A 13,662-nucleotide genomic window follows, 5' to 3' on the forward strand; every position below is an offset into this window, starting at 1 on the left:
GTATATATCTGTTTAAGAGGTTTAGAAACTGATATTGAATTGTAACTGTACGGACTGCCTCTTGCCGAAGCTCCCGTTTACTCCGAGCGAGATGTTGTCAGCGAGGAAATAGTTCACCCCGGCCAAAGCGTACAGCTTGTGACGGGCGTGGAAAGTCTCGTCGATACGAACGGTATAGTCCTTGCCGGCATATGTCTTGGTGAACTCGTACCGGTCTTTCATCGTGTAGTCCTTGTAGAGGATGCCGGCATAGGGCACGAAATTCCCCAGTGCGTATCCGGCCACCACGGGCACGGTCCACTCTAGGTAACGGCGGTTGAGGCTGAGGTCTCGCAAGGGGATGGTCTTGCCTTGGTAATACACCTCGGTGGTCATGTTATCGCTGTTGGCATAGCGCACGCCGGGTTGGGTAGACATGAAAAAGCGGTCGGTGAAGGCATGGCCGTAACCTAGCCCTCCGCTGTAGATGGGTACCATGTTCTTGCTGAAGATGGTACTGCTTAGGTCGTCATCATCTCGGAAAGTCTCCTCGTGGGTGAAGTTGGTGGTACCGATGCCTGCCCACAGGCTGAGATTGTCCCATACACGATAGGAGAGGCGCAGGGAAATACTGTTCATGATGAGTCGGTGACTTACCGAGTGATTGTCCTCGTCGATTTGTTCGGATGTCCAATTCTCCGGGTTTCCCATCTGCCCATCTTCATCCACGCCAAATGACGTGGTGGAGAGCCAAGGGGTACTGGTATCGTGACTTCCGTTGATCTGTAAGTTGAAACGTTTTTCCCCCGTAGGATATTTGTCTAAGGGGATCAATATATCCGCCTTGGCTTGATAGACAGTAAAAACGGATAAGAGTAGGAGTGTAAAATGTCTCATATCGCTATTTATTTAGTTGAATCATTTACGTTGTTATAATATAGGTTGGCGAAGTACTCGATGGGAGTGTTGCCCGTCACCTCCTTGAATTGGCGGTAGAAAGAGGTACGGGAGGTAAACCCAGCCGTCTTGTATAACTCCTGCGGCTCTTGTGTGAGGCACTTGGAAAATTCCCGTATGAGGTACTCTACCCGATAGATAGCCAGCCAGCGACTGAAGTTCATACCCGTCTGATTGTTCAAGGTAGAGGATAGCCGGGTACGGTTCGTGCAAGCGAGGTTGGCCAACTGGCACAAATTGAACTGTGGATCGAGATAAGGCTTCTTATCCTCCATGATTTGTAAGATGCGGGCATATAGCCTGCGTTCGATTAGGGATGGCTTTTGCTTTTCTTCCATATTGGTACTGTCTTAAGTAACCCGCATAAAGGGGACTTGCGAGGTCAAATATAGACAGTCCCATTTGGTATACCAAAGGAAGGGAAAAGATGCGAACGTATTGAAACTTGATCCGAACGATCTGGTACACCAAGGGCCGTAAAGACCTTGCACCAAAGGTAAGGCCGGTACTTTAACAGGTTATTTGCCGGTCTCTTTCCGTACGTTTTTGTATTGGTTAGGCGTAAGCCCGGTAACTTGCCGGAATTGCCGGAAGAAGGAGGTACGAGAGGTGAAGCCTGATTCGGAGGCCAGTGCGGTGATGTCACTGTCAGGGTGTAGGGCGACGAGCGAGAGGAGGTGGTGTACCCTGTATTCAGCCAGCCAACGGCTAAAGTTCATTCCCGTCTGCCTATTGAGGATGGTGGATAGTTGTGTTCGGTTAGTACCCACTAGACGGGAGAGGGTCACAAGGTCGAGATTAGGATTTAAGAAAGGCTTTTGCTCTTTCATAACTGATAGGATTCGTTGATATAGGAGATTATCAGCTTTTGTTGCGACCTCGGTGTTTGCCTCTGAATGATCTGGTAACTTTATTTGTGGCCGGGAGATTAGCGGAAGTGGATCGTGTATTAGCAACCAAGCTGCATGATGGCTTATCAATAAATCGAATAACTGGCGTAAGCGACGGCGATGATTTCTCCACCAAAGATATCCTCCGGTTAGGATAGCCATGAGTAAAATAATGATTCCGGTTAGGATATACTGGATGAGCCGTGCCTGTTCCGCCTCCACCTTCTGACTTTTTAAGCGGGTGGATAATAGTTCGTTTTGTAGGCTTTCGCTGATCATCTTTCTGCGTATGTTCATTTGCTCTTGGGCATAATGGGATTGTAGGGAGTCAGCCCGGTTTGCCTGTTGGATGGCTTCCGATTGATTTCCGGTCGCATAATAGCATTCGGACAACATACGTGCCACACGCACCTTATATTCCTCGATATTGTCTTTGTTCCTCAAGAGAGGCGTGGCGACATTATTGAATGAGACTCTGTCTAATTCCTCCAATACGGATAGTGCCTCTTTGTTTTTTCCATGTTTCCGGAGAGAGACGGCGTATTCCATGAAGAGTTGATATTGCAGATAGCTGATCGTGTGTATTTGGTGTTTCGCCTGAAAGTGGCGGATATCGGTAATGCATCGTTTGGTCCATTCCTCCGCTTCGGCGGTCTTTCCCGTACGGCTTAATGCTATAGCTTTTACTAAGTGAGGAGAGCTTATCACTTTATATTTCAAGTTCACCAATGCTGAATCCGCATAGATGAGTGCTTGGGGATATAATCCACATTCAAGACAAGCGTTAGCCGCCGTGATATACCAGTTTTGAGGATTTATATATGCATATTTTCGTGCCTCGTTTATCCATCGCTCGCATTCTGCGGGTTGGCGTGTCTGTGCGTGAAGAAATGCCATACGCAGGTGATTCATGAGAAGGTGCTTGTCTTTTATGCGGATGGCGTAAGGTTTCATGCGGTCGAGTAGCATTCTCGCATGAGCCGTGTCCTGTAATCTGCAATAGCGAGTGTATATGATTTGGCGGGTTGCCAGCAAAAGCGAGTCATTCCCTATTTCTTGGGCATGGGTTTCTATCTCTTCGCATAGCTGGTCGTTCAAGCGACCGCTCAACAAAGAATAATCATTCAGTTGCGCTATTTGCTGATCCAATTGCTGCTTGGGTGGAAGAAGAGAGTGGGAGTCGCAGGCGTAAAGGACTGACAGTAGGAATATGTAAAGTATGCTTGTTTTCATGATGTCATAGTTTTATTTGTAATTCCAGACCGAAAAAAGGCTGGGTATTTTGTTGAAGGTAAGATCTCGTGCTGGCTGAATAGCGAGTGGGGCGTAAATCGGCGAGGTTGTTGGCAAAGAATGCCAGCGTGATGTGCTCTCCGAAAGCTTTGTTTACCCGAATATTCAGCATACCATATGGTTTATAAGAGTTTGGTAGGAATCGTTCCGGTGCGGTGGTGGAGAGTAAAGGCGCAAAGGCTGGATCCTCTTTCTGTGCCTCGGTGAACGGATGTATGATTCCGTCTGTTCCACACCAATATAGGGGCCATACATTCTCGCCAGTGCTACCGTTGTAGAGCGTACGATATTTATAGAGCCATATCATTTGCCACGTAAGGGTAGTGACCAGTCCGATTCTGGGGATGCGGGTGATGAAACGGAAGTTCGTGGAGATGATCTCCGAACGACTTTCATTTCCCGGTCCGCCTTGCCTGTCGTAAAAACCTACGTAGGGGTATTCTGTTTTATCTGTGTACTGGATCGGCCAGATCCCGTTAAGGGCCGTATTCTTTTCTCGTACATATAACCAAATCCCGTCTACGATTAGGGAGGTACGCAAGGGTGAGAAAGTCCCGAGGTCCGCTACCATCTCAATCCCATGTTTCTTCCTATGGAGTGTATTGACTGGTACAGATACCGGCGTGTAACTATATTTCTCTTGATAAGGGACAGCCTTACCGTTCACCCATACCTGTCCATCTTTGTATTCAGGACGAAGTTGGGCGGTTGATAGATAATCATATTCCCGATAGCTGAACGGAATATATTGCGCCGAGGAGGAAAAGCCATCCGTTTGTTTCTCGAAAAAAACGGTCATGTCTAGTCGGATGGCCGGAGTCTTCCCTATAAGGCCAACCTCTATCTTTCGATTTACGGTAGGTTTTAATTTCATATTTCGTTCCATTCCGGGGGCATGTGTCGTGAGAATACCAAGGGTGTTTCCACTTTCATTGCTATCATTATAATAGAAAGAGACCTTATCATTATAAATAGCTTCCGGGTAGAGTTTTTCCAATGTCGGCATGAAACTGATCCATCCGACCCCGGCTTTTAAACTCAATGTATAGCCGGAGGGAGAGGAGCAGAGAGACCATAAGAGATTCAGGCGAGGTTCTGTCTGATAGATTAAGGCATAATCCCGGCTTTTCAATCCTTGATTTCTTAATCCGGCTTTTACATGGAGGTTGGGAGTCCGGTATGTGGCCTCAATGAAGCCACCGAACGTATGCAAGGATGGGATTTCCCGGAATGAGCGGGGACGGATAGATGTAGAAGGAGGCCTTTGCCGATCGAAATCCCTGCCTCGCCCTTCGTTGCCCTCACCACGCCATGAGAATCCGGCGGCTAAGCTGATTTCACGTCTCTGCCGTAGCGGAAATGAGGTAGACGCCAGCATCTCGGTTTCTACATAAAAAGGTCGGCTTTCATTGACTAATGTGTACATGTAGTTTGAGGATAAAACATTGGCTTCCCATTCGCCGCTCTCTTTCTGGTCTGTATAAAGCTGGCTAGAGGCATTGTTGACCTGACTCTTTGTTTGTTTGCTTTTTTGAAGGGAACCGTCTATTCTCAGAGACAGTTTCTTGAGCCAACGTCGGTCGGGTTGCCATTCCCCTTGTATGGAAAATCGCTGATCCAATCGTTGTCTTTGTGTATGATTCTGCTCGTTGACGAATTGCTTTTCCTTTCCTATGCGAGAGGTGTAAGTAAGGCTTAATTCTAGTTTTTTCCCTGCGGGCAACCAATGGTAAAGGTTTGCCAAGCGTATGCCGCCGGTATGGAAATCGCCTTGGCTGGTATAGTCCGCTAACAGGTTGAGCGTATGGCCTTGTGGGGAGATACAGAAGCCTTTTCCAAGCATATATTGTTTCAGTTTCGGATTGTAACGTATGCTGGTGGAGAGAGGCATTCTACCTTGATGAGTCTTGAGTAATAATACGCTATTTGTTAAGTTTCCGTACCGGGCAGAAGGTATTCCCCGGATGATTTCCGCCTCTTTCACTTGGTTGAGAGATAGAAAACGGGCATCATATCCTTCGTAAGGCTCGTTGATGCCGGTGTTGAAATGAAGAGGAGAGCCGTCTACCCATATTTGGGCACCCATAGCTGCGTTTTTATGAAATTGGTTTACCCCGTTCTTTAAAGAAACCTCCCGCACTGAGAAATATTGTGCGTCTGTCACCCCAGAATTATTGGTGAGACCTCCTGGTAATAACTGTGTCAGATCAGCGATCGTGATAGGTTGCGTGTGTTCCAATGTTGATGCAGGAAGCAAGGAAACCGTACCCGGAGTCTTAGACTCGATGGCTGTTACCAAAATGTTGGGTAAATAGAAGGACAGAGTATCCGGTTGCTCTTGCCCGTGAAGGTAATTGCCCGGATGAAGTGATGATAATAAGAGAAATATCGTCACGATCCTTATTGGTATTTTGTACAAAGTTGAGTAACGCATAGTATTAGACCTATTTATAGCCAGATGACAATACTGAAGTTTCCACCCCCTCCGAGGGTCGATTGAGGACTTGTCGTTTGTTCGAGACTACCCTTTAAACGAAATCCCGCTGATAAGGCGGAATGAATGGGATGCCGATATTCCATTTCCGTACCGATACCCAGACGGGTTGCCGTGCGAGCAATAAAATCCTCGTTCACTTTTTGCATGTTCTGCTCTAGCTTGATTTCTGCTGAGCCATTCTCATCCTTCTGCGTTTCCTTCTCCCATTTGATCTCGGTACCATAGCCCGATACGATATACACGGACGGGCGGATACTTAGCTTGTTTTCTTTAGGTAGGCGGATTTGTCGAAAAAACGCAATCTCTCCGTGGAAGAGCCCTGTATATTGTTTGACCGTAAAAGGATATATGTAGAAATCATTTTCCAAACGATTCCATCCGACAGTCATTTGCCATGTGGATGCCTTTCCGCCCGAAGTATCATTCTTTGTCGCCTCGTAACTTAGTTGGGTAGATAACATCCGTTGCCTTGCTAGGCGATAGGTGGCGAATGTAGTCCATATGGCAGACGAGCTTGTGGTGGGATTCCGTTGTAATATGCGGTTGGCCGTAGTTTGGTTGAATCGGGCTGTGGGCGACCAGATATGCGTCCGCGATTTATTCGTTCGGGTAAAACGACCTTGGTAACTGATTTGATGCAGCCGTTCTTCCCAGCCTCTCAAGTTGCCGGAGTTATTTGGATTGTCCGCTAATTGCTGGGTCTCGTAGAAGAGATCATGGAAAAGACTCCAATGCTCTTTTAGGGTTTCCGTTTGCAAGGAAACACCTAGGCGTTTTCCTTGGCTGCGAAACAGGAAACTTCCCGATAATTCTTGCATCGGAAGCCAATAACCCAGAGGAAATGTATAAAGTTTATCTTTACTATCCGTATCATACGTTAATTCCTCTGTACGATGGATATAATGGATCGAGGCTCCAAAGCGTCTGCGTACTTGTTCGTAAACGATACCTCCTGATATCCGGATTAAGTGTGCCATCCCATGGTAGATATGGTAAGAGGAGCGATCTTCGTTGCTTGTAGCTGTATAGTCTCCATCTATCCCGACCTTGATTTTCGGGGATAAGACGTAAGCCGCTTGTCCATAGATCCTGTATTTCTCGATGCGTTGTGGCTCTCCCAAGGAATCGCCGGCCGTAATCAGATAGTCCGGTTGCGATAATAAATTCCATTTTCTCCCTTCCAGTAGGCTTTGCGACCAATCGATACCACCCGCCAGCCAAAGCAGACCCAGCTTTCGGTTACCGGATACATAAGCCCTATAGGTCTGTGTTTGATCCGGCTGGTCGCTGGCAGGTAAGGCAGCTTGATGGATCAAATAACTTAAACCAGCTTCCATAGCGCTGCCCTTAGGCACATAGCTGATGCTGACAGGATTGGCGGATAAAGCCCATGCGCTCTCTTGTTGAGCCCATGACCGTGAGGCATAGACAGATAGTGATATCATATATAGAATGATAGTGATCTTCATAGAGGCTTACCGTTTTAAGGAAGGTGGAGTTTTCTCGAAATCCTCGGCGGTGTTATTGGAATCTTTCCAGCGGAAGCGTTTCCCCTCTTGCTCATATTTCCGACGCATTGCCAGGCCGGAACCGCCGGACGTGGCTATACCCGGACTCACATCCATAGAAGATGGGATACGTGTGTAAGCTACCGTAGAGGTTGAAGAGACGAAATTTGCGATATCCAGCACCCAATCAGCGGGTATATGGAGGTATTTTAGCGTATTGAAACTCTCTGGTTCTTTTTGGATGTGATCCGGATTGGCGATCCATTCTCTTAAGTCCGTTTTGGGACGGAACAAGAGGATCGTCGGGCCGTTCATGGAAAACAGATAGGAGAAACCGGTGCCACGCCATACCAAGTTTAGAGGTTTTACACCGGCGGAGATTTGGCTTCCGGTCAAGATAGGATCCCAAAAAGCCCATTCCACGCTGGATAAATCGAGCGAGGCCGGAACTCCCACTTCGCTATTGGTATGGTTTATGGCGTTAATCGCTATTGTTTGTCGCTCCCCCGGTTGAATGGGATATTCGGTTCCCGTTCCCGGAAACTCCCAGCACATCATGAATAAAGGTATTTCTTTCATATCGGTATGGAGCATCCATCCGGAAGGCTTTGTCACGCTTACGGGTCCTGCTTGTGCGATACATAGGCCATCTAGGAAAATCAAGTCATCGGAGTTATTGACCAACGTGAGGTATTGATCTTTGTTATAGACATTTTTCCCGTCAGGCCAGAGACAACCGCTGAAATAAATCTCGCTAATCAGTAGACGGCCTCGTTCGGACACTTCCAAAGGTATTTCCACGGATCGTTCTTCTCCATTGGCCTCGAACTGGATATTGGAGAGGCTACCACTCAATATATAATCCCTGTTGCCAGTCGTGGTTTCCTGATTTGCGGAGATTGCGCATATGCCAGCGGTTAGTTCAAATAGAGCTAGTCCATTTGTGTCGGTGGTCGTGGTGTAGACACAGCCTATACTTTGATTGATTAGTGTGACCGGGATATTCGCCAAGGAGATATCTACGTATCCGGAAGGTTTCTTCAATTGGATATGGATACTCCCCGTTTTGAAATACTCATTCTCGCATCCTGCCAGAAAACACAGACAGAGCAGGTGGGTGAGGAGAGAAAAATGTTTGTCTATCATGAATATGAGGCATTGTGCTTAATATATTGTAGACAAATATATGTGATTTTTTTATATTTCCATTTAGGAGCTAAAAACATTAACATGTGTTCTTCTTATTTCGGTAGCTTCAGCACGAACCGGATCAAGGCCACGAACACCTTCCCATACCGGTCCAGCTTGATTTGCCCCACGCCCCGGATGTCGCTGAACTGGTCCAAGGTGACCGGTTTCTTCTCCACCATGTCTTCCAAAGAATCGTCGGAGAAGATGATATAAGCCGGCGTATGCTCTCGCTCGGCGATTTGCTTGCGAAGTTGGCGGAGGGAGTCCAGCAAGGTCTCGTCCGTAGAGGCGGACCGGATCGGCCGGATCGGCTGGGCCTTGAAGGAGGATTTCCGCTCGCCTCTCCGGACGGGGCGTGTCAGCTCATCCGGTTCCCGATAGATGACGAGCTGGGCCTTTTGCTCCCCGTACAGGACACGCCTGCCTAGCGGGGTCATCCGCAAGACACGCTCGGCGGCGTAGTCGATCTCCATGTACCCGAGTTGGATCATCTGGTAAATGTACTCCTTCCATTCTTTATAAGAGAGATCCCGTCCGGCTCCGTACGTCTTTAGCTTATCGTATCCTCTCTCCAGCAGCTCCGCGCGGGCGGAGGCACGGAGTATGTCGATCAGCATCTGCATGCCCACGTGCTCGCCGGTCCGGATAACGGCGCTCAGCGCCTTTTGTATCAAGACACTGCCGTCGAAACGTTGCGGAGGGTTCTTGCACACGTCGCAGTTGCCGCAATCATGGTCCGCCTCCTCGCCGAAGTAACTGAGCAGGACACGGCGGCGGCACATATCGGACTCGCAATACCGTCTCATCCGGTTTAGCTTCTCCAAGTTCACCTCGCTTTGGCCACTCTCCTCGGCGAAACGGCGAAGTACGATCAAGTCGCTCAAGGAATAGAACAGGAGGGCATCGCTTTTCATCCCGTCCCTTCCGGCACGGCCGATCTCTTGGTAGTAGTTCTCGATACTCCCCGGCATGCTGTAATGCACGACCCAGCGGACATTGCTCTTGTCGATACCCATCCCGAAAGCTACCGTGGCGCACACCACGTCCACCCGGTCGTTGATGAAATCGTTTTGGGCCTGTTCCCGTTGGGCGGGCAGGAGGCCGGCGTGGTAGGCGATCGCCTTGATATTATACATCGCCAACTCATCGGCCAGCTCGGTCGTATCGTTGCGGCGCATGCAATAGATGATACCGCTCTGCTCCCGGTGCCCCCGGATGAAATGGACGATGGCGGCGATCTTCTCTTTCTTGTTAAGCCCTCGGCGTACCGTGAGGGAGATGTTCGGGCGGTCGAACGATGATATGAACGTTTGGGGCGTACGAAGCCGTAACTGCTCTAGGATATCCTTCCGGGTGATTTTATCGGCGGTAGCGGTCAGGGCCACGACCGGGACTTTCGGGAAACGTTCCTTCAATATCGCCAGTTGCGTGTATTCCGGACGGAAGTCATGTCCCCAATGCGATACGCAATGTGCCTCGTCGATAGCGATGAGCGAGATGTCCAGCCGGGGCAGGAACCAGTCCGCCTCCATCTTGATCCGTTCCGGGGAGATATACAATAATTTGATCTTGCCCTGCACGCAAAGTTGCTTCACCTGTTGTTGCTCCTCTTCCGGCATCATACTGTTCAACGCCGCCGCAGGGATGCCGTTGGCGATCAACCCCTCTACTTGATCCTTCATCAAGGCGATCAAGGGGGACACCACCAAAGCCGTACCCGGCAGATAGATAGCCGGTAGCTGAAAACAGATCGACTTGCCTCCACCCGTGGGCATCAGCACCAACGAGTCCTCTTTCTGTAAGATACGCTGTATGATGTCCGCCTGCAAGGGACGGAAGGAGGTATATCCGAAGAACTTTTTCAGTAGTAGTAATAATTCTTTCATATCGCTTTACGGGCATAAAAAGCGCAAAGATAGTTTATATCATAAAGTTTTACTACCTTTGCCCACATTATTTACATAACGAGCCGTGATGGCTCACCCTATTTTAGAATGACATTTGAAGATTTAGATTTGATAGAGCCGATACGTAAGGCTCTCGTGCAAGAAGGTTATACGACTCCAACACCTATACAATCAGAAGCGATTCCCATCGTTTCGCAAGGTTATGATTTATTGGGTTGCGCCCAGACAGGAACCGGTAAGACGGCGGCCTTCTCCATCCCGATTATCCAGCGGTTATATCTCCAGAAGAAGAAAGGTTACAAACGGGGTATCAAGGCATTGATCCTTACGCCTACCCGTGAGCTTGCCATCCAGATCGGAGAGAGCTTTGCCGCTTACGGCCGTTTCGCTGGATTACGCCATACGGTGATATTCGGGGGAGTAGGGCAAAAGCCCCAGACGGAAGCCTTGGAAAGAGGCATCGATATATTAATCGCTACGCCGGGACGTCTGCTGGACTTGATTGGACAAGGATTCATCCACTTGGATACCTTGGAGTATTTCGTCTTAGACGAAGCGGACCGTATGTTGGACATGGGCTTTATCCATGACATCAAGCGTATTTTACCGCTATTGCCCAAGAAACGCCAGTCCTTGTTCTTCTCCGCTACCATGCCCCCTGAGATCGAGCGCTTGGCAGGTACGATCTTGAGCGAGCCGCAAAAGGTGGAAGTAACCCCGGCCTCATCGACCGTGGACGCGATCGACCAATCCGTTTATTTCGTCGAGAAGGCCGAGAAGATCAACTTGCTGAAAAGCTTGTTGGAGAACCCGGAACTGGAATCCGTATTGATCTTTACCCGTACGAAACACGGGGCGGACAAGGTGGCCCGTGTCTTGTCGAAAGCGGAGATAGGGGCGGAGGCGATCCATGGCAACAAGAGCCAGACTGCCCGCCAGCGTGCCTTGACGAATTTCAAGGATCATACGACCCGTGTGCTGATCGCTACGGATATCGCCGCCCGTGGAATCGACGTGGATCATCTGACACACGTCATTAACTATGAGCTTCCTAACGTACCCGAGACTTATGTACATCGGATCGGGCGTACGGGTCGTGCGGGCCGTGAAGGTGTGGCGTTCTCTTTCTGCGACGCCGAGGAGGTACCTTTGTTGAAAGATATCCAGAAACTGATCGGCAAGGAAGTCCCCATAGCCGGTGGCCATATGTATGAGACCAAGGAGGTGAAAGCCGCCGTAGCCGAGAAGAAAGAAGCGATCAAGCAAGAGTCGAAACGCCGTAATATGTTCGGAAGCAAACGTGACGGTAGTTACTGGCGTAACAAGAAGCGTGCCGCCAATTCTTCTAAGTAATCTAAGTTGTTGTATTGTAACGACGTATAGTGTCAGTCCTTTCCATAGCATTGGCACAGTCGTGCCACGCCGGTGGCATAGCAGTGCCACAAGGATAGCAAGGGCGTGCCACAAGGATAGCAAGGGCGTGCCACAAGGATGGCACAGCTATGCCACCCGTATGGCATCCGGTTCGTCACCTAAGTATCCAAACAGTCCGCTTTAGCGAGCTGTTTGGCGCTATTACCCTATACTTTCTTTTAAAATGAGGTAATCTCTGGAATATTTCATTATTTTTGTGATTCAATTGTGAGTGAAACTTAAGGGTTGACGTTTGTGCTGATTGTAAAGGAGGACATAATATCTCGGATCAATAATGGCGATGCCAAAGCATTTGAACAATTATATACGACCTTCTACGTGTACTTGTGCGCCGTAGCGACTAAATATGTCTATAATTCGGAGGCGGCACGTGAGATCGTTAATGATGTTTTTATGAATGTATGGAATCACCATTCGGCGTTAATACATCCGGTAAACGCTTATTTAATTCGCTCGGTACGTAATTATTGCCTGAATTATTTAAGAGATAAACGTCAGCAAGAAGTCCCTTTATCAGATGTACAAGAAAGCTTATTGTCGATACAAGAGTTGCAAATCGACGCGGACCCCCATCCGTTGGCTTATCTGGAGAATAAGGAATTCGAGGAGAAAATCTATCGTGCCGTGGATTCCTTGCCCGCTAAATGCCGGGATATCTTCGTGCAATATCTTTACCATAACAAGACCTATGAGGAAATAGCGATAACAAATCATATCAGTTCCAGTACGGTACGAGTACAGATCAAGATCGGTTTGGCGAAGTTGCGTGAACTTTTAGGCGATCTTTACCCTCTTTTCTTACTTATATTTAATTTTTTCGAAAAATAATTGGAATCTCCTTAAACGGAATCTCTAAAACAGGTGTATATAATAGAAACCGGGTTGAAAACCGGCTCCTTTGTTAATATCATGGAAATAGAGAATAAACACATAGAAGATTTAATTTATAGCTACCTCATGGGAGATATATCCGAGGAGGGGCGAAATGAATTACTACAATGGTTGGAAACGGATGACGCTCATAAACAGTGCCTTTCCGAGATGGCAGATTGTTGGGCGACGGCGCATGTACCTTTGTTTGCCTCTGATATGAAAGCCGATTTCCAAAAACATTTCGGGGCACTTATCGATCCCGCTATTCCTTCTGAAAAGAATCATTGGCTAAATTTTCGGTTTTTAGGAAAAGTTGCCGCCTCGGTCTTGATCGTGGTATCGGTGGGAACTGCCTCTTATTATATAGGTACGAGACATAATCAGCCGAAATCTGCCGCCTTGGCTTATTTTGAGACGACAACTCCTATGGGAGCCCAAACGAAAGTCGTTTTGCCGGATCAATCCGTGGTTTGGGTCAACGCAGGTTCCACGTTGAGATATGGCAGTGATTTCAATACGAACGGACGTAGCGTACAATTGGATGGTGAGGCTTACTTCGAGATTACCCGGGATTCCCTTAAGCCTTTTATCGTAAAATCAAAGAAGTTGGATATCAAGGTTCTAGGAACTAGATTTAACGTAAAGGCTTACGGAATGGATGAAATGACCGATGTCACTCTGGTGTCGGGAAAAGTAAACGTGAGCTTGCGGGATGAGGTTGCCCATGCGGGCGATGTGACCTTGACTCCAAACCGGAAACTAAGCTTTAATAAGCAGACCAATAAGGTAAGAGTCAGTGAGGTGGATGCCAAGGATGCTCTCTCTTGGATGGACGGTAGCCTGAAATTCTCCGAGCAACCTTTCATGAGTATCGCCAAGGATTTGGAACGTAAGTTCAACGTGCGTATTCGTGTCGAGAGCGATCTTTTGAGAAAGGAAATCTTCTCCGGTAGCTTTACGAAAGATTATTCGTTGGATAAGATCCTTCGTGAGGTGGACGTGGATCATAAATATGTGTGGACTCGTTCGGGAGATGAGATTATTATAAAAGATAAGTAAAAACAAAAATACAAACCTTAATCCTAAGGTGTAAGTGTGGAAAATAGTATAAACGAGAAAATTATTTATTAAAT

The 13,662-nt window shown here is 47.9% G+C and carries 10 protein-coding genes; 3 read left to right on the forward strand and 7 right to left on the reverse strand.

The window, feature by feature from the left end:
• Positions 1-21 precede the first annotated feature (21 nt).
• The 7 genes from NBH07_RS02200 to recQ form a co-directional block, all read right to left on the reverse strand.
• On the reverse strand, positions 22-876 hold the full coding sequence (locus NBH07_RS02200; protein WP_009017480.1) for a hypothetical protein: 855 nt from the start codon (positions 874-876) through the stop codon (positions 22-24).
• 8 nt (positions 877-884) lie between these two features.
• A complete protein-coding gene (locus NBH07_RS02205; protein ID WP_005862182.1) occupies positions 885-1,274 on the reverse strand; it encodes a helix-turn-helix domain-containing protein in 390 nt (129 codons plus the stop codon).
• A gap of 180 nt (positions 1,275-1,454) precedes the next feature.
• Positions 1,455-3,059: a helix-turn-helix domain-containing protein gene (locus NBH07_RS02210; RefSeq protein WP_009017479.1), complete on the reverse strand. Its 1,605-nt coding sequence runs from the start codon at positions 3,057-3,059 to the stop codon at positions 1,455-1,457.
• 4 nt (positions 3,060-3,063) lie between these two features.
• On the reverse strand, positions 3,064-5,553 hold the full coding sequence (locus NBH07_RS02215; RefSeq protein ID WP_005856805.1) for a TonB-dependent receptor plug domain-containing protein: 2,490 nt from the start codon (positions 5,551-5,553) through the stop codon (positions 3,064-3,066).
• A gap of 14 nt (positions 5,554-5,567) precedes the next feature.
• On the reverse strand, positions 5,568-7,085 hold the full coding sequence (locus NBH07_RS02220; protein ID WP_009017478.1) for a DUF6850 family outer membrane beta-barrel protein: 1,518 nt from the start codon (positions 7,083-7,085) through the stop codon (positions 5,568-5,570).
• Between the two features lie 6 nt (positions 7,086-7,091).
• The gene (locus NBH07_RS02225; RefSeq protein WP_005856809.1) at positions 7,092-8,270 is read right to left on the reverse strand and encodes a DUF4876 domain-containing protein; all 1,179 of its coding nucleotides are present in this window, start codon (positions 8,268-8,270) and stop codon (positions 7,092-7,094) included.
• Positions 8,271-8,365: 95 nt separating this feature from the next.
• On the reverse strand, positions 8,366-10,201 hold the full coding sequence (recQ, locus tag NBH07_RS02230) for a DNA helicase RecQ (RefSeq protein WP_005856811.1): 1,836 nt from the start codon (positions 10,199-10,201) through the stop codon (positions 8,366-8,368).
• A gap of 108 nt (positions 10,202-10,309) precedes the next feature.
• Between recQ and NBH07_RS02235 the strand changes: the two genes are divergently transcribed.
• From NBH07_RS02235 to NBH07_RS02245, 3 genes are all read left to right on the forward strand, one after another.
• Positions 10,310-11,575, forward strand: coding sequence for a DEAD/DEAH box helicase (locus NBH07_RS02235; protein ID WP_005856813.1), 1,266 nt, complete (start codon positions 10,310-10,312; stop codon positions 11,573-11,575).
• 306 nt (positions 11,576-11,881) lie between these two features.
• Positions 11,882-12,484, forward strand: a complete 603-nt coding sequence (locus NBH07_RS02240; RefSeq protein ID WP_008780573.1) for an RNA polymerase sigma-70 factor — start codon at positions 11,882-11,884, stop codon at positions 12,482-12,484.
• Positions 12,485-12,565: 81 nt separating this feature from the next.
• A complete protein-coding gene (locus tag NBH07_RS02245) occupies positions 12,566-13,588 on the forward strand; it encodes a FecR family protein (RefSeq protein ID WP_008780574.1) in 1,023 nt (340 codons plus the stop codon).
• The last annotated feature ends 74 nt before the right edge of the window (positions 13,589-13,662 follow it).

This window comes from Parabacteroides sp. B2-S-102 (assembly GCF_023656665.1).
GTDB lineage: Bacteria > Bacteroidota > Bacteroidia > Bacteroidales > Tannerellaceae > Parabacteroides > Parabacteroides distasonis.